Source organism: Streptomyces sp. NPDC026659, assembly GCF_040638245.1.
Classification (GTDB): Bacteria; Actinomycetota; Actinomycetes; order Streptomycetales; family Streptomycetaceae; genus Streptomyces.
Map to the genome: position 1 here is coordinate 430,828 of NZ_JBEZXY010000006.1, position 19,651 is coordinate 450,478.

At 72.6% G+C, this 19,651-nt stretch carries 14 protein-coding genes; 8 read left to right on the forward strand and 6 right to left on the reverse strand.

Annotated features, from left to right (window positions below):
• Positions 1-13 precede the first annotated feature (13 nt).
• From AB0E91_RS18345 to AB0E91_RS18365, 5 genes are all read right to left on the reverse strand, one after another.
• Complete coding sequence (locus AB0E91_RS18345) at positions 14-1,579, reverse strand: amino acid permease (protein WP_361782380.1); 1,566 nt, start codon at positions 1,577-1,579, stop codon at positions 14-16.
• A 64-nt stretch (positions 1,580-1,643) separates the two neighbouring features.
• Positions 1,644-2,795: an aromatic ring-hydroxylating dioxygenase subunit alpha gene (locus AB0E91_RS18350; RefSeq protein ID WP_361782383.1), complete on the reverse strand. Its 1,152-nt coding sequence runs from the start codon at positions 2,793-2,795 to the stop codon at positions 1,644-1,646.
• On the reverse strand, positions 2,792-3,997 hold the full coding sequence (solA, locus tag AB0E91_RS18355; RefSeq protein ID WP_361782386.1) for an N-methyl-L-tryptophan oxidase: 1,206 nt from the start codon (positions 3,995-3,997) through the stop codon (positions 2,792-2,794). Before solA ends, AB0E91_RS18350 begins: the two co-directional genes overlap by 4 nt.
• A 191-nt stretch (positions 3,998-4,188) precedes the next feature.
• Complete coding sequence (locus AB0E91_RS18360; RefSeq protein ID WP_361782389.1) at positions 4,189-6,735, reverse strand: FAD-dependent oxidoreductase; 2,547 nt, start codon at positions 6,733-6,735, stop codon at positions 4,189-4,191.
• 202 nt (positions 6,736-6,937) lie between these two features.
• The gene (locus AB0E91_RS18365) at positions 6,938-7,681 is read right to left on the reverse strand and encodes an IclR family transcriptional regulator (protein ID WP_361782466.1); all 744 of its coding nucleotides are present in this window, start codon (positions 7,679-7,681) and stop codon (positions 6,938-6,940) included.
• A gap of 493 nt (positions 7,682-8,174) precedes the next feature.
• Here AB0E91_RS18365 and AB0E91_RS18370 point away from each other — a divergent pair, with 493 nt between their 5' ends.
• Both AB0E91_RS18370 and AB0E91_RS18375 read left to right on the forward strand, forming a co-directional pair.
• Positions 8,175-8,498 carry a bifunctional 3-phenylpropionate/cinnamic acid dioxygenase ferredoxin subunit gene (locus AB0E91_RS18370; RefSeq protein ID WP_018548931.1) on the forward strand — a complete coding sequence of 108 codons (324 nt, stop codon included), beginning with the start codon at positions 8,175-8,177 and terminating at the stop codon, positions 8,496-8,498.
• Positions 8,495-9,709, forward strand: a complete 1,215-nt coding sequence (locus AB0E91_RS18375; RefSeq protein WP_361782394.1) for an FAD-dependent oxidoreductase — start codon at positions 8,495-8,497, stop codon at positions 9,707-9,709. Before AB0E91_RS18370 ends, AB0E91_RS18375 begins: the two co-directional genes overlap by 4 nt.
• Before the next feature lie 52 nt (positions 9,710-9,761).
• Here AB0E91_RS18375 and AB0E91_RS18380 read toward each other — a convergent pair whose 3' ends face one another.
• Positions 9,762-10,325, reverse strand: a complete 564-nt coding sequence (locus tag AB0E91_RS18380; protein ID WP_361782469.1) for a hypothetical protein — start codon at positions 10,323-10,325, stop codon at positions 9,762-9,764.
• A gap of 447 nt (positions 10,326-10,772) precedes the next feature.
• Between AB0E91_RS18380 and AB0E91_RS18385 the strand changes: the two genes are divergently transcribed.
• The 6 genes from AB0E91_RS18385 to AB0E91_RS18410 all read left to right on the forward strand — a co-directional run bounded on the left by AB0E91_RS18385 (position 10,773) and on the right by AB0E91_RS18410 (position 19,626).
• Entirely contained in the window at positions 10,773-13,943 is a 3,171-nt protein-coding gene (locus AB0E91_RS18385; RefSeq protein ID WP_361782397.1) for a nitrate- and nitrite sensing domain-containing protein, read from the forward strand.
• A complete protein-coding gene (locus AB0E91_RS18390; protein WP_361116806.1) occupies positions 13,940-14,362 on the forward strand; it encodes a roadblock/LC7 domain-containing protein in 423 nt (140 codons plus the stop codon). Before AB0E91_RS18385 ends, AB0E91_RS18390 begins: the two co-directional genes overlap by 4 nt.
• A gap of 9 nt (positions 14,363-14,371) precedes the next feature.
• Entirely contained in the window at positions 14,372-14,767 is a 396-nt protein-coding gene (locus AB0E91_RS18395) for a DUF742 domain-containing protein (RefSeq protein ID WP_361782401.1), read from the forward strand.
• A 24-nt stretch (positions 14,768-14,791) separates the two neighbouring features.
• A complete protein-coding gene (locus AB0E91_RS18400; RefSeq protein ID WP_361782404.1) occupies positions 14,792-18,430 on the forward strand; it encodes a hydantoinase B/oxoprolinase family protein in 3,639 nt (1,212 codons plus the stop codon).
• Positions 18,411-19,016 carry an ATP/GTP-binding protein gene (locus tag AB0E91_RS18405; RefSeq protein ID WP_361116813.1) on the forward strand — a complete coding sequence of 202 codons (606 nt, stop codon included), beginning with the start codon at positions 18,411-18,413 and terminating at the stop codon, positions 19,014-19,016. Before AB0E91_RS18400 ends, AB0E91_RS18405 begins: the two co-directional genes overlap by 20 nt.
• 73 nt (positions 19,017-19,089) lie before the next feature.
• A complete protein-coding gene (locus tag AB0E91_RS18410) occupies positions 19,090-19,626 on the forward strand; it encodes an NUDIX domain-containing protein (protein ID WP_361782407.1) in 537 nt (178 codons plus the stop codon).
• The last annotated feature ends 25 nt before the right edge of the window (positions 19,627-19,651 follow it).

Genomic DNA, 19,651 nt, shown 5'->3' on the forward strand with positions numbered 1-19,651 from the left:
CCTGAAGTGAAGTTCAGTCGGCCGCAGGCGCACCCGGAATGGTGTCCGGCGCGGTCTCCTCCAGTCGGTGTCCGGCGAGCACTCCGGTGCGGTGGCGTTGCACGAACCAGTAGTAGGCGAACCCGCCCCCGGCGATCACGGCGACGAACAGCACCGCGCCCCAGCGCAGATACCAGTGGTACGGCGCGGTCGCGTTGTAGACGGCGGCGCGCGGCCAGAGCAGGTTGAGCGTCATGCCCGCGCCCCACACCACCGCGACCACGTTGACGAACAGCCCCCAGCGGCCCAGCGAGAACTTGCCGTCACCGGCGGGCTGCCACCTGCCGCGCAGCCGTGCGACCAGCATCGGCGCGGTGACGCCCAGATAGGCGAGGTAGATCATGACGATGCCGATGCTGGTGACGACCGTGAAGATCTGCGGCTGGCGGATGTTGACCACCAGGATCGCCAGCGCCAGGACGCCGATGAGCACGGCGGGCAGCACCGGGGTCCGGAAGCGCGGGCTCACCCGGGCCAGCAGCACGGAGCCGGGCAGGTTGTTGTCGCGGGCCATCGCGAAGGCCAGCCGGATCGCCGCCGTGTGCACCGCGAGCGCGCACACCGTCACCGCGATCAGCACGCACCACAGCATCGCCTTGCCGGCCGTCGGACCGAGCACGTCGAGCACCACGTACTGGAGGCCGTCCGTGGACAGCTTGTCGCCCTTCAGGCTCGACACGCTCATCAGGGCCAACAGCAGTACCAGACCGCCGAGTACGAAGGAGGCGACCACCGCGCGGACGATGGCGCGCGGCGCGTTGCGCGAGGGGTCGAGGGACTCCTCGCCGAGCGAGGCCGCCGTGTCGAAGCCGTACATGACGTACGCCGACGCCAGCGAGGCCACCAGGAAGGCGCCGAGGTATCCCGCGCTGTGACCGGAGCCGGTGCCGTTCGTCTGCAGGACGACACCCGGTCCACGCGTGATGTGCACCGCGAACGCGATGATCAGCACCACGCTCGCGATCAACTCGATGAACACGCCCGCCGCGTTGATGGTGGCCATCAGCCGCACCCCGAAGGCGTTGACCAGGGTGGTGAACAGGATCAACACGGCTGCGAGAACCACCGCGTTGGTCGCCACGTCGTAGGTGCCCGAGCCGTCGCCCACGAACTGGAAGGCCGACGAAATCTGAGGAAGCGTCAGTTGGTAGGCGAGGGCGACCGCCGCGATGGACACGATGGAGGCGATCAGCATCATCCATCCGGCGAGCCAGCCGAGGTGCCGATTGCCTATCTTCTTCGACCAGTTGTAGACCGACCCCGCCACCGGATGCCGGGCGGCCAGCTCCGCGAAGCACAGGGCGACGGCGAACTGGCCCAGGAACACCATCGGCCACGACCACCAGTAGGCCGGACCGCCGCTGCCGTAACCGAAGTAGAAGAGCTGGAAGGTGCCGGTCAGGATGGAGATGTAGCTGATCCCGGCGGCGAAGGTGTGGAAGTTGCCCAGCGTGCGCTTGAGTTCGGGCCGGTAGCCGAATTCGGCCAGCTCGGTGTCGTCGTGGTGGTGCGAACCGGGTGACGGCTCGGTGGTGGTCATGGGGTGGACTCCTGGTGGCCCTGGGGGAGGAGGGGCGGGAAGCGAATACCCGTTAACTCGGCTTTCAACCAAGGGAGTTGTTGTCGAGCGCGGCCAGCAGCCACGCGTGGAAGGCGCCGATGTGGTGCTCGCTCGGCACCAGCACCCCGCCCGCCCGGTAGGCGCGGGAGGACATCGCCGGCTGGGTGCGCTCGCACGCCGCGAAGTCCTGCTCGTTGACCCGGTGGAACAGTTCCACTGATTTCGACACGTCCGCCCCGGACGCCACCACCTCCGGCGCGTACAGCCAGTCGCACTCCACCACCGTGCGGTCCTCGGCCAGCGGGAACATACGGTGCAGGATGACGTGGTCCGGGACGAGGTTGACGAACACCGTGGGCTTGACCGTGATCGCGTAGTAGCGGCGGTCCTGGTCCGCGCTGACCTCGGGGAGTTTGCCGAAGCCCGCGCTGCCGTCCACGGTGAAGCCCTCGACCCCGGTGCCGAACTCCGCGCCGTGGCCCACGTAGTACTGGGCCGCGTAGCCCTCCGCGAACTCCGGCAGCACCTCGGTGAGTTCGGGGTGGATCGTGGCGCAGTGGTAGCACTCCATGAAGTTCTCGACGATCAGCTTCCAGTTGGCCTTCACGTCGTAGGTGACGCGCCTGCCGAGGGCCAGCCGCTCGGTGCCGTAGTGCTCGATGGCGGCCCGGTCGCCGAGCCGTTCGACGGCCGCGTGGAGGACGGTGTCCTCGAAGGAGGGCGGCTCGTCGGCCAGGCACACCCAGGCGTAGCCGAGCCACTCGCGCAGGGCCACCTTGACCAGGCCGTACCGGTCCCGGTCCACATCCGGCATCTTCACCAGGTTCGGCGCGGCGATCAGGCGGCCGTCGAGGTCGTACGTCCAGGCGTGGTACGGGCATTGGAGATTCCGGCGCACCTGCCCGGACTCCTCCGCGCACAGCCGCGCTCCCCGGTGGCGGCACACGTTCAGAAAGGCCCGCAGCTCGCCGGTGCGGCTCCGGGTGACGACGACGCTCTCGCGACCCACCTGGACCGTGCGGTAGGCGCCGGGCCGGTCCAGGTCGGCGGCGCGCACCACGCACATCCACATCGACTCGAACAGGGCCGCCTGCTCGCGCCGGAAGATCTCCGGGTCGGTGTAGTAGCTGCCGGGGAGGGTGGCGATCAGGCTCGGCGGGAGCGAACCGGCCGGGGAGATCGGGGTCGTCGTCACGGGCGGTCTCCTCGGTCGGGGGCGGCGGTCTGCTCGGGCGTGGCGGATTCGCCGGGCGAAGTGCTGAAGCGGGCGGGGTCGAACAGGCCGATCGGGTGCGCGGTCGTGCCGGTCAGCGCCAGGTCGGCCAGGATCTCGCCGACGACCGGCACGAACTTGAAGCCGTGCCCGGAGAACCCGCAGGCCACGGTCACCGACCCGGGGTGCGCGGGATGGCGGGCGATCACGAAGTGCTCGTCGGGCGTGTTGGAGTACATGCAGGTCGCGGCCTTGAGGAAGGTGCCCGGCAGCTCGGGGACGCAGCGGGACATGTGGTCCGCCATCGCCTGCACCTCGTGCTCGTGCACGGTCCGGTCGATGGTCTCCGGGGTGGTGACCTGCCCCTTCCGGAAGAAGGCCACCTTGGCGCCGAGCTGGGGCCCGTCGATGGCCGGGAAGCCGTACACCTGGACGCCCCGCGCGTCCTCCCAGATGTAGACGGGGTGCCGCTCGGGCACGAACGGCTCCGTGCCGCCCCTCGGCTGGAACCAGTACATGATCTGCCGCTCCACAGTGACCGTCACCCCGAGATCGGCCAGCAGCTGTGGTGCCCAGGCGCCCGGGCAGATCACGAGCTGCCCGGCCGTGTACGACTCGCGCGCCGTGTGCACCCGTACGCCGTCCCCGTACGGCTCCCAGCTCAGCACCGGCTCCTCGAAGCGCAGGTCGGCACCCTGCCCGGCGGCCAGTTCCAGATGGGCGGAGACCATCGTCTCGGGGCGGACCAGACCGGCCTTCGCCTCGTACAGCGCCACCTCGTCGTCGTACGGGTTCAGGGTCGGGAAGCGGCGGCGGATCTCCTTGGCGTCCAGCAGCTCGTGGGGCAGGTCCCACTCGGTGGCCGAGCGCAGGGAACCGGCGACGGTGCGCGAGTCGGCCGGCCCGACCATCACACCGCCGCACAGGGTCGCGATCTCCCGGCCGGTGGCCCGCTCCACGTCCTCGTACAGCTCGTAGGCGCGCAGCAGCAGCGGCACGTACGCCGGGTCCTCGAAGTACGACTGCCGGGTGATCCGCGAACCGCCGTGGCTGGAGCCCCGGTTGTGCGCCGGGCCGAACTTCTCCAGGCCGAGCACGCGGGCGCCGCGCGCGGACAGATGATGGGCGGCGGCACTGCCCATGCCGCCGAGGCCGATGACGATCACGTCGTGAGCGGGGGACACGGTGCGGACCTCCTGAGGGGGACGGGTCGGCGGCAGGTGGGACGGGCGGCGGCGGGAGCGGGGCGGTCGTCCGGCGGGATCGGGCGAGAGCGGATGCGGTCGGTGGCGGGGCCGGTCGGCGGCGGACGGGCTCGGTGACGGACGGACGGGCGTTGTCGGCGACGGAGGAGGGCTGCCGGTGGCGGGACCGGTCAGCGGCGGATGCGGCTCATCCCGGGGTCGAACAGCGGCTCCTCGGCGACCGTCGCCGGAAGCTTCTCGCCGAAGTACTCGATGTGCACGCCGGTGCCCGGCGCGAGCCCGGCCGGCAGCCAGGCGTAGGCGACGCACCGGCCCAGCGTGTAGCCGTAGCCCGCGCTGGTCACGAACCCGGCCGGGACGCCGTCCAGGTGCACCGGCTCCTTGCCGAGGACCACGGCGGCCGGGTCGTCGAGCAGCAGCGGGGTCAGCGTGCGGGTGGGCTCGGGCCGGGCGCGCAGGGCGTCCTGCCCGGTGAAGTGCTCCTTGTCCATGCGGACGGCGAAGCCGAGGCCCGCCTCGTACGGCGTGTCTTCGGTCGTCATGTCGGTGCCCCAGGCGCGATAGCCCTTCTCCAGCCGCAGCGAGTTGAAGGCGGAGCGGCCCGCGGCGATCACACCGAGGTCGCGGCCCGCCTCCCACAGCGTGTCCCAGAGCCGGAGCCCCAGGTCGGCGGTCGTGTACAGCTCCCAGCCGAGTTCCCCCACATAGCTCAGCCGCAGCGCCGTGACCGGCACGTGTCCGATGTGCGTCCGCTGGGCGCGGAAGTAGCCGAACCCCTCGTGGGAGAAGTCGTCGCCGGTCAGCGGCTGGACCAGATCGCGGGCGAGCGGGCCCCAGACGCCGACGCAGCAGGTACCGGAGGTGATGTCCCGGATGTGCACGTCGCCCGGGGCCTGGCGGAGCAGGTGGTCGAGGTCGGCGGGGGAGTTGGCGCCCACCTGGAAGTGCTCGGGGCCGAGGCGGGCGACGGTCAGGTCGGAGCGGATGCCGCCGGACTCGTCCAGGAGCAGGGTGTACGTGACCGCGCCGGGCTTCTTGCGAAGGTTGTTGCTGGTCACGCGGTCGAGGAAGGCGAGCGCGCCGGGGCCGGTGACCTCCAGGCGGCGCAGCGGGGTCATGTCGTAGAGGGCGACGCGCTCGCGGGTGGCGCGGGCCTCGGCGGCGGCGACGGGGGACCAGTGACGGGCGGCCCAGGGGTCGCGCGCGGGGAGGTCCCGGAGGGCGCCGAGATCCCCGAGGGCCCCAGCGACCTCGTCGCGCCCACCGCCCCTACCGCCCCCGCCGTGGTCGACACCCCCACCGTCCCCACCGTCCCCGAGTTCCGCCACCAGCGGCGCGTTCGCCTCGTACCAGTGCGGGCGCTCCCAGCCGCCGCCCTCCAGGAAGTACGCGCCCAGCTCCTGCTGGCGTGTGTGGAAGGGGCTCACGCGCAGGGGCCGTGGCCGCTCCATCGGCTGGAGCGGGTGGATGACGTCGTACACCTCGACGAACTGCTGTGAACCGCGTTCACGGACGTACGCCGGTGAACGCTGCGCTTCCTCGAATCGCGTGACATCGCATTCGTGCACGTCGATCGACGGCCGTCCGTTCACCATCCACTCGGCCACCGCCTTCGCCACACCGGCCGAGTGCGTCACCCACACCGCCTCGGCCAGCCAGAACCCGCGCAGCTCCCGGGACTCCCCGAGCACCGGCATCCCGTCCGGGGTGAAGGAGAACACCCCGTTGAACCCGCTCTCGATCTCCGTCCCGCGCAGCGCGGGCAGCAGCCGCCGGCACTCCGCCCAGCTCGGCGCCCAGTCCTCCTTGGTGAACGGGTAGGAGGACGGCATCTCCCGGCCCGCCGCCCGTGCCTCGTCGTACGGCGGCACCGCGAACGGGTCCACGGGCAGCGGCCGGTGCGCGTACGAGCCGATGCCGATCCGGTCGCCGTGCTCGCGGAAGTACAGGTCGGCGTCCTGGAAGCGCAGGATCGGCCGCGTCGCCTCGGCCGTCGCCCCGCTCAGCTCGGGCAGCGGGCGGGTCCGCGCGTACTGGTGCGCCAGCGGTTGCAGCGGTACGTCGACCCCGGCCATCCGGCCCACGACCGGACCCCAGAACCCGGCCGCCGAGACGACGTGGTCGGCCGCGAAGAAGCCCCGGTCGGTGTGGACCCCGGTGACCCGGCCGTCCTCCCGCGCGACACCGGTCACCGTGTGCCGGTCCAGGAAACGGGCACCCCGTGCGACCGCCCGGTCCAGCTGCGCGCGGGCTGCGAACACAGCGCGGGCCAGTCCGTCGCCAGGGGTGTGGAAGCCGCCGAGCACCACCGACTCGTCGAGCAGCGGCCACAGTTCCTTGCAGCGGGCCGTGCTCACCACCTCGCCGGACACGCCCCAGGAGGCGGCGAAACCGGCCCGGCGATGCAGCTCGGCCAGGCGTTCCGGGGTGGTGGCCAGCTCCAGACCGCCGACCGGTTCGAAGCAGGGCACACTGGCCACGTCGAGCGAGGAGAACTTCTCGACGGTGTACGCGGCGAACCGCGTCAGCGTCCGCGACGGACCGGTGCGGAAGACCAGCCCGGGTGCGTGGGAGGTCGACCCGCCGGGCGCGGGCAACGGGCCCTGCTCCAGCACGGTGACGTCCGTCCAGCCCCGCGCCGTCAGCTCGTCCGCGAGGGAGCAGCCGACGATCCCGGCCCCGACGACGATCACCCGGGGCGTCACCTCGTGTGGCACGACAGGCTCCTCTCCTGTTGCGCAGTGCACGATGGGTTGCGTGATGGGGAACATAGTGAGAACGCCGTCACGGGGCCGTCAAGGGGCGCGCGTTAACCCTTGGCAAAAGGAGTCCGACGGCCGAAACCCGCCGGACACACCACCGCGCGGGGCCGGAAATCCCTGCCCCGCGCGGGTGTTCGTCAATCCGGCCGACGCTACGTCAGAAGCCGTATCCCATCCGGCGGGACAGCTCGGCGCCCGCCGCCACCGCCCGCTTCGCCACCTCCGGCAGCCGGTCCGCGTTCAGCCGGTACACCGGCCCCGACACGCTGATCGCCGCGATCACCTTGCCGTCGTGGGAGCGGACCGGCGCGGCCACGGCGGCCAGGCCCAGCTCCAGCTCCTCGACCGTCATGGCACAGCCCTGCTCCACGACCGCCTCCAGCTCCGCCCGCAGCATCGTCGCGCCGGTGACCGTGCGCTCGGTGTAGCGGTGCAGCGGGCGGGCGAGCAGGCCCTCGCGCAGGGTCGGCGGCATGTGGGCGAGCAGCACCTTGCCGCTGGAGGTGGCGTGCAACGGGGTGCGTCTGCCGAGCCAGTTCTGCGCGGTCACCGAGGCGGTGCCGCGGGCCTGCATGATGTTGACGGCCGCGTCGTCGTCCAGGACCGCGATGTTGACCGTCTCGCCCAGCTCGTCCGCCACCTCGCGGCAGACCGGGACGCCCTCCTGCGAGATGTCCAGCCGGACGGCCGCCGCCCCGGCCAGGCGCAGCACCCCGGCGCCGAGGTAGTACTTGCCCCGGTCCTTGGCCTGGGCCACCAGACCCCGGTTCTCCAGGACGCCGAGCAGCCGGAACGCCGTGGACTTGTGCACGTCCAGCTCGTCGGCGATCTCGGTGACCCCGGCCTCGCCGTGCCGGGCCAGGATCTCCAGCACGCTCACCGCACGGTCCACCGACTGCACCGCCCCGGCGCCGCCCCGGCCACCGCCCCGCTCCGGCGCGGCCGCGTCCCCGCCCCGTTCCGGAGCACTCGCGTCCGCCGTGGTCGCCCCGGCGCGGCCGGACCGCTTCTGCGTGCGACTCATGGCTCAACTCTCCCCATCGCCGGCCCGGTTCGGGCCGCGTCTGCGGGAAGCCCTTGACGCGACGGTCCTCCCACGCGGATTCTGTTGCGCACAGCGCAGGAACATGCGCCATGCGAAACATCATGTTACCGAAGCGTCGGTATCCCGGAAGGGCTCCGACCGCCCGGTGTTGACGGCACGTCACGTCCTCACGTCATCGATTCCGCAGCACCGTCCCCGCTCCACCGCTTCCCCGGTTCGGCTTCCGCAGCCCGGTTTCCGCAGATCAGTTTTCTCGGCTCGGCTTATCTGCTCGGCTTCTCCAGCTCGGCTTTGGCTTTCTCCGGCTCAGCTCCGTCTCTCCGCTTCCGTGCTCCGTTGAGGGGGGCCCGTGATTCCCGTCTGCCGCCTCGATGATCTCCCCGAGGGCGAGTCCGTCCGTATCGCGACCACACCGCCGGTCGCCGTGTTCCGCACCGACGACGGCGAGTTGTACGCCATCGACGACACCTGCACCCACCAGGACGCCTCCCTCTCCGAGGGCTGGCTGGAGGGCTGCCTGGTCGAATGCCCGCTGCACGCCGCCTCCTTCGATCTGCGCACGGGCGAGCCGACCTGCCTCCCCGCACGGCGGCCCGTGCGCACCCACCGCGTCACCGTGGAGGACGGCGTCGTCCACGTCCACCTCACCGCGTGGGAGGGCACCGCCGCATGAGGACCGTGACCGTCGTCGGCGCCTCCCTCGCCGGGCTGTACGCCGCCCGGGAACTGCGCGCCCAGGGCTTCGACGGCCGACTGGTGATCGTCGGCGACGAACCCCACCGCCCCTACGACCGCCCGCCCCTGTCCAAGGACTTTCTCACCGGCCGCGCCGACGAGTCCCGCCTCGCCCTCACCGACGCCGAGGACCGCACCGCGCTCGACGCCGAGTGGCTGCTCGGCCTCCGGGCCACCGGACTCGACCCCCGCACCCGCACGTTACGGCTGCACACCGGCCGCACCGTCACCACCGACGGTGTCGTCATCGCCACCGGGGCCCGCGCACGCCGTCTGCCAGGTCCCGCGCCGGCGGGCTGCCACACCCTGCGCACCCTGGACGACGCCCGCGCCCTGCGCACCGCCCTCACCGGGGGTTCGCGCCGGGTCGTCGTCATCGGCGGAGGCTTCGTCGGCGCCGAGACCGCCTCCTCCTGCGCCGTACTCGGCCACGAGGTCACGGTGGTGGAGGCGGCCCCGCTCCCGCTGCTGCCCCAGCTCGGCCCGGAGATGGCCGCCGTCTGCGCGGCACTGCACCGCCGGTCCGGGGTCCGGCTGCTCACCGGCACGGGTGTCGCCGCTCTGCGCGGCCCCCGCACGGTCACCGCCGTGGACCTCGCCGACGGCCGCACGCTCCCCGCCGACCTTGTCGTCACCGGCATCGGCGCGACTCCGAACACCGACTGGCTCGCGGGCTCCGGCCTGCCCCTGCGCGACGGCGTGCTCTGCGACGCGGGCGGCGCGACCCCGCTGCCCCAGGTGGTCGCCGTCGGCGACGTGGCCCGCGTCGACGGGGTCCGCTCCGAGCACTGGACCGCCGCGACACTCCAGCCCCGTACGGCCGTCGCCAGTCTGCTCGCCGGGCACACCCGCGAGACCGGCCGCCCGGTGCCGTACTTCTGGTCCGAGCAGTACGGCTCCCGGCTGCAGTTCGCGGGCAGCCGCCGCGACGGCGACACCGTCCGCGTCACGGAGGGCACCCTCGCCGACGGCACGCCCGGCCCGGACGGCTTCCTGGCCCGCTACGAACGCGACGGCCGCACCACCGCCGTCCTCGCGGTGGACCGGCCCAAGCCGTTCACCCGCGCCCGCCGGGAACTCGGCCGGGAGGAGAAGGAAACCGAGACGGCCGCGATCCGATCGTTCCCCGCCGGGACGGCCGCTTTCTGAGGCCCCTACGAGCCCGAGACCTTCGCCACGAGTCCCCGAGGACTCCTACGAGTTACGAGTGGGACAGCCGCCCGGCGCCGCCGGATATCCGCTCCTGGTCGCGCCGCGCGGACCGCTCGCGCCGCCGCGCCGCCCGCCGCTCCTTGCGCAGCGAGCGCGCCGTGCTGCTGGGCTCGGAGACCACGCCGTACCGCTGGTTCCAGACCTGGCGCGTCACCCAGACGTCGACCACCGACCAGGTCGCCACCACCGTGCTCGCCACACTGCTGATCACCATGGGGAAGGCCAGCCAGGACCCCGCCATCGTGCACAGGAACGCCACCATCGCCTGGATCAGCGTCACCGCGATCAACAGCACCGCCCGCACCGCCGACGTACGCACCGGGTCGGGAAGCCGGCGCCGCCGGGCGGGCTCCTCCACCCACAGCGGCCGGTACGCGGCCCGCGCGCCCTCGCCGTACGCCCCCGGGCGCTCCCGCGCCGCGTACTCCCGCGTGTGCTCGCGGGTCTGTCCGCGCGTCCCGCCGGCCTGACCGGGCACGTTTCTGCCCCGCCCGGGCGCCGGGCGCACCGCCACGCTCTTCTCGGGCGCCTCGCGCCGCTCCGCCGTGCCCATCACCGTGTCACTCCCCACCGCCGGCACACCGCTCGCCCCGGAACCCGAAAGCTCCGACTCCCCAGTGGCTGCCCGGCTTGCGCTGATTTACGCCGCCGGGACGCGGGACGCGGCTCCTGTGGCCGATTCCGTCCCCGTGTCCCCGTCGACTCCCCAAGCGTTCCCCATGGACAAGGACGCGTGGGACGCCGTGAAGATTCCCGGTCCGGGAAAAATTTCGGCCAACCGCCGTCCGTGCGATTTCGGCCCCGGCACCCCATGGCCGTGCCCCGCTGCGGCGGCAATCTCCCGCAATGCCCCGACAACTCGCCATCTTCCTTTGCCCACAAGGGAGTTCACGCGTCAGACACGTCTTCGAGTTACGCGTGGGGCGGTAGTAGGCTCGCGCCGTTCCGAGTCGGGACATCCACACTCCCGCGCCCGGCGCGGGCCGAGTTGGGGGAGGCCATGCGCTTTCGCGGGAAGTCGATCCGCCGGAAGATCGTGGCGCTCCTCCTCGTGCCCCTGGTGTCCCTGACCGCCGTCTGGGGCTTCGCCACGGTGCTGACGGGACGCGAGGTCACGCGGATGCTGCGCGTCTCCCGCACCGTCGACGCCGTCGGCCACCCCACCGAGGACACCGTCCGCCTCCTGCAGAGCGAACGCCGCCAGAGCCTGGTCTACCTCGCCGACCCGCGCGCCGCCGACGCCCTCACCGCGCTCCACCGCGCCCGCACCGACACCGACAAGGCCGTCGCCCGGCTGCACGCGAACGCGCGCGACCGCGACACCCGCGCGGCCGTACGCGGCGAGGACGGCGAACGCCTCACCGCCGTCCTGGACGCCCTCGGCGGCCTGGAGTCCCTGCGCCGCGGCGTCGAGGAACGCACCGTCACCCGCGCCGAGGCCCTCGACCTCTACAACCGCCTCGTCGACCCCTGCTACGCCCTGATCGTCGCCGTCGACGGCATCGACGACGTGGAGATGGACAAGCAGGCGGCCGCCCTCGTCAACACCACCCGCGCCCGCGAACTCCTCTCCCGCGAGGACGCCCTGCTCGCCTCCTCGCTGGTCGTCGGCCGCTTCACCCGCACCGAGACCCGGCAGATCTCCGACCTCGTGGCCCAGCGCGACCTGCTCTACGACATCAGCCTGCCGTTGCTGCCCGCCGCCGAACGCGAGCGCTACGAGCACTTCTGGGGCAACGCCGCCACCGCCCCGCTGCGCGTGGCCGAACGCGACGTCGTCGCCACCGACTCGGGCACCCCGCGCGGAGTGACCGTCACCAACTGGAACGCCACCGCGAGCGGTGTCCTCTACGAACTCGGCAAGCTGGACCAGCAGGCGGGCGACCGCCTCCGCGACCGGATACAGCCCGTCGCCATCGGCGTCATCGCCCAGGCCGCCGTGGTCGGCGTCCTCGGCCTCGTCGCCGTCCTCGTCTCCCTCGTCCTCTCCGTACGCGTCGGCCGCCGCCTCATCCGCGACCTGCGGCAGCTCAGCCGCGAGGCGCACGAGGCGTCCGGCACCCGGCTGCCCAACCTGATGCGGCGCCTCACCACCGGCGAACAGATCGACGTGGAGAGCGAGGTGCCCCGGCGGGAGTACGACAAGACCGAGATCGGCGAGGTCGGCCAGGCCCTCAACACCCTCCAGCGCGCCGCCGTCGAGGCCGCCGTCAAACAGGCCGAGCTGCGCGCCGGTGTCTCCGAGGTCTTCGTCAACCTCGCCCGCCGCAGCCAGGTACTGCTCCACAAGCAGCTCACCCTGCTCGACACCATGGAGCGCCGCACCGAGGACACCACCGAACTCGCGGACCTCTTCCGCCTGGACCACCTCACCACCCGTATGCGCCGGCACGCCGAGGGCCTGGTGATCCTCTCCGGCGCCGTGCCCTCCCGGCAGTGGCGCCGCCCCATCCGCCTGATGGACGTCGTACGCGCCGCCATCGCGGAGGTGGAGGACTACGAGCGCATCGAGGTACGACGGCTGCCCAGCCTCGCCGTCACCGGGCCCGCAGTCTCCGACCTCACCCATCTCGTGGCCGAACTCCTCGAGAACGCCACGGTGTTCTCCCCGCCGCACACAGCCGTCCAGGTCGTCGGCGAACGCGTCGGCAGCGGTTTCACGCTGGAGATCCACGACCGGGGCCTCGGCATGACCGCCGACACCCTCCTCGACGCCAACCTCCGGCTCGCCGAGACCCCCGAGTTCGAACTCTCCGACACCGACCGGCTCGGCCTCTTCGTGGTCAGCCGCCTCGCCCGCCGCCAGAAGGTCCGCGTCTCCCTCCAGCCGTCCCCCTACGGCGGCACCACGGCCGTCGTCTTCATCCCCGACGCCCTCCTCAGCGAGGACGACCCGGGCACCAACGGCCTCGGCATCCGCCTGGACCCGGCCCGCCTGACGAAGACCCCGGCGACTCCGCTCCCCGCACCCTCCGTCCCCGAGCCGTCCGACCCCGACGACTTCCCCGGCGCCATCGGAGACACCGAGACCGAACGCGGCGCCATCTTCCGCCCCCGCGGCTACGTCCCCACCCCGGACCCGGACCCCGAACCCGCCCTCCCCTCACGCACGCCGCCCCCGCTCCCGACCCGGCATCGCAAGCCCCGGGACACCGAGGAGGACGTGCCTACAGGTCCGACGGACACCGCCGACGCCTCCGGCTCCGCGAGCCCGACGGGGCCTTCGCGCCACACGGACCGGGCCGATACGGCGGGCTTCGACGGTCGCCCGGGCCACGCGGATCCGGTGGACGCGATCGGATCCGCGGGTCTCTCGGACCTGCTCGATTCGCTCCGCTCCGCCGGCTCCTCGGGCCGTACGGGCCTGACGGACCGGGACGGTTCGACCGGTCCCTCGGATCGCACGGGCCTGACCGGCGAGGTCGGCCCCGCCGATCCCTCCGGCTCCACCGACTTCTCCGGCCGCTTCCGTGGCCCGGCGGGCCTGTCCGGCCCCGTCGCCCCGACCGGCTTCACCGACCCGATGGGCGTGCTCGGCCCCGACGACGCGACGTACTCCGCCGACTCCGCCCCCTTCACGGGCCGGACGGATTTCACCGACGCCTGGGACATTCCCGGCCCCGACGGCCCGGCCCACCCCACCGGCCCGACGGGCTTCACCGACCCGATGGGCGTCCTCGGCCCCACACCCGCCACCGGCTCGGCCTGGTCCCGGGACACCGCCGGGCCCGGCGACGCCGCCGATGTCGACGGCCCGACCATTCCGCCGGGCCAGGCCGACACCCCCGTACCGCCCCGGCCGGTGACCCCCTGGACCTCCCCGCCGGAGGACCAGGACCTTCCCCGGCGCCCCCGCACCACGACGGCCGCCCACGAGGACACCGCCGCGCGCGAGGGCACCCCGAGCACCGACGGCACCCCTGCCGGGGGGCACACCACCCCCCTCCCCAGACGGGTCCGCCAGGCCAACCTGGCACCGCAGTTGAAGCAGGACTCCCGCCGGAAGCCGACCGCGCGACCGGCGGAACCAACCCCGCGGGACGCCGACGAGGTCCGCACCCGCATGGCCGCGCTGCAGCGCGGCTGGCAGCGCGGCCGCGAGGAGAACGCGGCGGGCGACGATGCCCGCCACGGCACAGCACCAGGAACGACCAAGGGAGACGGTCGATGACCGCACCGAAGACGATCGGCCACTCGGAGACCGTGAAGAAGGAGCTGAACTGGCTCCTGGACGAACTCGTCGACCGCGTCGCCAGCATCCGCAAGGCCGTCGTGCTCTCCGGCGACGGCCTCGCCACCGGCGTGTCCAAGGACCTCACCCGGGAGGACGGCGAGCACCTGGCCGCCGTGGCCTCCGGCTTCCACAGCCTCGCCAAGGGAGTCGGCCGCCACTTCGACGCGGGCAGCGTCCGCCAGACCGTGGTCGAACTGGACGACGCCTTCCTGTTCGTCACCGCCGCGGGCGACGGCAGCTGCCTCGCCGTCCTGGCCGACTCCGACTCCGACGTCGGCCAGGTCGCCTACGAGATGACGCTGCTCGTCAAGCGGGTCGGCGTCCACCTGAGCAGCACCCCGCGCGCGGGCGGGTAGTCGCGGAACATGAGCCGTAAGGGCCAGGGGAGCCGTCACTGGTTCGACGACGAGGCCGGTCCCGTCGTCCGTCCGTACGCCATGACACGCGGCCGCACCACGAGCGGCACCGAGGAGTTCCTCGACCTGATCGCGGTCGTCGCGACGGAACTCGACGCGGCCGACCCGGAGACGGACCCGGAACTGGCCCCCGAACACGTGGAGATCGTCGGACTCTGCCGCGACACCCCGCAGTCGGTCGCCGAACTCGCCGCCGGGCTCGACCTGCCCGTCGGCGTGGTCCGCGTGTTCATCGGCGACCTCGTGCACGCGCGATTCGTCCATGTGACGCGTCCGGTACCCCCGGCGGAACTGCCGGACGAAGGTATCCTGCGCGACGTGATCGACGCCCTCCGGGCACTGTGACCGGCGCGGAAGCGGGGTGGTGACATGGCAGGCTGGCAGTTCTGGATCGACCGGGGCGGCACCTTCACCGACATCGTGGCGCGCCGCCCCGACGGCACCCTGCTCACCCGCAAACTGCTCTCGGACAACCCGGCGCGGTACGCCGACGCGGCCGTCGCCGGGGTCCGCGAGCTCCTCGGCGACTCCACGGAGCCCGTCGACTCCGTGCGCATGGGCACCACCGTGGCCACCAACGCCCTGCTGGAACGCAAGGGCGAACGCACCCTCCTGGTGATCACGCGCGGCTTCGGCGACGCCCTGCGCATCGCCTACCAGGACCGCCCCCGCATCTTCGCCCGCCGCATCGAACTGCCCGAGCAGCTCTACGCGCGCGTACTGGAGGTGGACGAGCGGATCGCCGCCGACGGCACGGTGCTGCGCGCACCCGACCTGGACGCGTTGGAACGGGAGCTGCGCCGCGCCCACGACGACGGCATCCGCGCGGTCGCCGTCGTCTGCCTCCACAGCCATCTGCACCCCGGCCACGAGCAGGCAGTCGGTGAACTCGCCGAGCGGATCGGCTTCCCGCAGATCTCGCTGTCCAGCGAGGTCAGCCCGCTCATGAAGCTCGTCCCGCGCGGCGACACCGCCGTGGTCGACGCCTACCTCTCGCCCGTGCTGCACCGCTACGTCCGCCGTGTCGCGGACGAACTGCGCGACGTACGGCTGATGTTCATGCAGTCCAACGGCGGTCTCACCGAGGCGGGCCGGTTCCGGGGCAAGGACGCGATCCTGTCCGGGCCGGCCGGCGGCATCGTCGGCATGGCGCGGATGTCGCGCCTCGCCGGGTTCGACCGCGTCATCGGCTTCGACATGGGAGGCACCTCCACCGACGTCTCGCACTACGCGGGGGAGTACGAACGCGTCCTCACCACCCGGATCGCGGGCGTCCGGCTGCGCGCCCCCATGCTCGACATCCACACCGTGGCGGCGGGCGGCGGCTCCGTGCTGCACTTCGACGGCTCCCGCTACCGCGTCGGCCCCGACTCGGCCGGCGCCGAACCCGGCCCCGCCTCCTACCGCGCGGGCGGCCCCCTCACCGTCACCGACGCCAACGTCATGCTCGGCCGCATCCAGCCCGCCCACTTCCCGGCCGTCTTCGGCCAGGGCGGCGACCAGCCCCTGGACGCGGACCTCGTCCGCGACCGCTTCACCGAACTCGCCGTCGAGATCCGCGAGCGCACCGGCGACGACCGCACCCCGGAGGACGTGGCCGAGGGCTATCTGCGGATCGCCGTCGCGAACATCGCCAACGCCGTCAAGCGGATCTCCGTCCAGCAGGGCCACGACGTCACCCGCTACGCGCTGACCACCTTCGGCGGGGCGGGCGGCCAGCACGCCTGCCGGGTCGCGGACGCCCTCGGTATCCGCACCGTCCTCGTGCCGCCCATGGCGGGCCTCCTCTCCGCGCTCGGCATCGGCCTGGCCGACACCACGGCCATGCGCGAACAGTCCGTCGAGACACCCCTGACGGACGACGCGATGCCCGAAGTCCACCGAACCGCCGATGAGTTGGAGAACGCCGCCCGCGCCGAACTGCGCGCCGAGCACGTCCCCGACGACCGCGTCGAGACCGTCCGCCGCGCCCAGCTGCGCTACGACGGCACCGACACCGCCCTGACCGTCGAGCTGACCGACCCCGACACGATGCGGCACGCCTTCGAGGAACGTCATCGCGCCACGTACTCCTTCACCCTGGACCGCCCCGTCGTCGTCGAATCCCTCTCCGTCGAAGCCACCGGCCTCACCCCGCCCCCCGATCTCTCCGCCCTCGCTCCCTACGAAGGCCACCCCGCCGCACCCGCCACCGCCCGCCTCCACACCGGCGGCACCTGGCGCGACGTACCCCTGCACCGCCGCGAGGCCCTTCCTCCCGGCGAGACCGTCGCCGGCCCGGCGGTCATCACCGAGGCCGGGTCCACCACCGTGGTCGACGACGGCTGGCGGGCCGCGGCGAACGACGACGGACATCTGGTCATAGAACGGACGGCCGTCACACAGAGTTCCCGGCCGGACACGGAAGTCGATCCGGTTCTGCTGGAGGTCTTCAACAACCTCTTCATGTCGATCGCGGAACAGATGGGCGCCCGACTCGAATCCACCGCCCAGTCCGTCAACATCAAGGAACGCCTGGACTTCTCCTGCGCCCTGTTCGACCCGGACGGAAACCTGGTGGCCAACGCCCCCCACATCCCCGTCCACCTGGGCTCCATGGGCACCGCCGTCAAGGAGGTCGTCCGCCGCCGGGGCCCCGCCATGCGCCCGGGCGACACCTACGCCGTCAACGACCCGTACCACGGCGGCACCCACCTCCCCGACGTCACCGTGATCACCCCGGTCTTCGGCACGGACGGCGCGACCGCCACGCAGGGTGAGCCCACCGTCCTCTTCTACGTCGCCTCACGCGGCCACCACGCCGAGATCGGCGGCATCGCCCCCGGCTCCATGCCCGCCCACAGCCGCACCATCGACGAGGAGGGCGTCCTCTTCGACAGCTGGCCCCTCACCGAGAACGGCCGCCTGCGCGAGGAGGAGACCCGCCGCCTGCTCACCGAGGCGCCCCACCCCAGCCGCAACGTCCGCACCAACCTCGCCGACCTGCGCGCCCAGATCGCCGCCAACCAGAAGGGCGTCGACGAAGTCCGCCGCATGATCGAGGAGTTCGGCCTCGGCGTCGTCCAGGCGTACATGCGGCACGTCCAGGACAACGCCGAGGAAGCCGTCCGCCGCGTCATCGACGCCCTGGACGACGGCGCGTACGCCTACGAGACCGACTCGGGCGCGGTCATCCGCGTGCGCGTGCGCGTGGACCGCGCCGGGCGCCGCGCCACCATCGACTTCACCGGCACCTCACCCCAGCTCGGCACCAACTTCAACGCCCCCACCTCGGTCGTGCACGCCGCCGTCCTCTACGTCTTCCGCACCCTGGTGGCGGACGACATCCCGCTCAACGACGGCTGTCTGCGCCCCCTGGACATCGTCGTACCGCCCGGCTCGATGCTCGCGCCCGAGCCGCCCGCGGCCGTCGTCGCCGGGAACGTCGAGACCTCCCAGGCCGTCACCGGCGCCCTCTACGCCGCGCTCGGCGTCCAGGCCGAGGGCTCGGGCACCATGAACAACGTCACCTTCGGCAACGAGCGCCACCAGTACTACGAGACGATCGCCTCGGGCTCCGGCGCCGGACCCGGCCACCCGGGCGCCGACGCCGTACAGACCCACATGACCAATTCGCGGCTCACCGACCCCGAGATCCTGGAATGGCGCCTCCCGGTCCGCCTGGAGGAGTTCGCCGTACGGCGGGGGAGCGGCGGCGCGGGCCGGGAGCGCGGCGGGGACGGCGTGGTGCGCCGTATCCGCTTCCTGGAGCCCATGACCGTCTCCACGCTCTCCCAGCACCGCCGCGTCCCGCCCTACGGCATGGCGGGCGGAGCCCCCGGCGCGCTCGGCGCCAACCGGGTGGAGCACGCCGACGGCACCGTGACCGACCTGGGCGGCAGCGGCTCGGCCGAGGTCGGCCCCGGCGACGTCCTCGTCATCGAAACCCCCGGGGGCGGCGGCTACGGCCCGCCGTCCCCCGACCACCACCGAGCAGGAGAAGAGACCGATGGTCTTCCGACGACCTGAACGCGCCAAGCCCCCGGTCGAGCCCGTCACGCTCAAGATCCTGGTGGCGGGCGGCTTCGGCGTCGGCAAGACCACCCTGGTCGGCGCGGTCAGCGAGATACGCCCGCTGCGCACCGAGGAACTCCTCACCGAGGCGGGGCGTCCCGTGGACGACCTCAGCGGGATCGAGGGCAAGCACACCACCACGGTCGCCATGGACTTCGGCCGCATCACCCTGCGGGCCGATCTCGTGCTCTACCTGTTCGGCACGCCGGGGCAGGAGCGGTTCTGGTTCATGTGGGACGAGCTGTCCGAGGGCGCGCTCGGCGCGGTCGTCCTCGCCGACACCCGCCGCCTGGAGGACTGCTTCGCCGCCGTCGACTACTTCGAGCGGCGCGCGATTCCCTTCGTCGTCGCCGTCAACTGCTTCGAGGGCGCCGACCGTTACCCGGCGGAGACGGTCCGCCAGGCCCTCGACCTCGACCCCCATGTGCCGCTGCTGTTGTGCGACGCCCGCGACCGGGAGTCGGTCAAGGAGGTCCTCATCGGGGTCGTACGGCACGCCATGGACCGGGCCGCCGAACGCCGCCGCACCGTCACCGGCTGACCGCGCTCCACGCGCCCACCATGAACCCCCGACGACAGAGGACGCGCCACCCCTGATCGGATACAGTCCGCGCGTGTCCGAAACTCAGCACTCACCTGTCAACTCCGCGCCCGGCTCGCACTGTTCGAGCTGCGGAGCCCCCTACGGGGAGAGCATCACCGGCTGGCCGCGCACCTGCCCGGCCTGCGGCACCGTCGCCTACCGCAACCCGCTGCCCGTGGCCGTCGCGCTCCAGCCCGTCTACGACACCCAGGGCACCGCCCTGGTCGTCATCACCCGCACCGTCGGCCCCCAGCGCGGCGGCATCGCCCTGCCCGGCGGCTACGTCGACGACCGCGAGGACTGGAAGCACGCCCTCGTCCGCGAGCTCAAGGAGGAGACCGGCATCGAGACGGAGGCCCGCGACGTGCGGCTCATGGACGCCATGAGCTCACCCGACGGCCACCTCCTCCTCTTCGGCCTTCTGCCGGAACGCCCCGCCGAAGAACTCCCCGCCTCCGCCGCGACGGACGAGACCGAGGGCTGGCACCTGCTGCGCACCCCCGACGAACTCGCCTTCCCGCTGCACACCCTCGCCGCACGGGCCTGGTTCGAGGGCCGCTACATCTGACCCGCGCGGCTCATCCCAGGCCCCG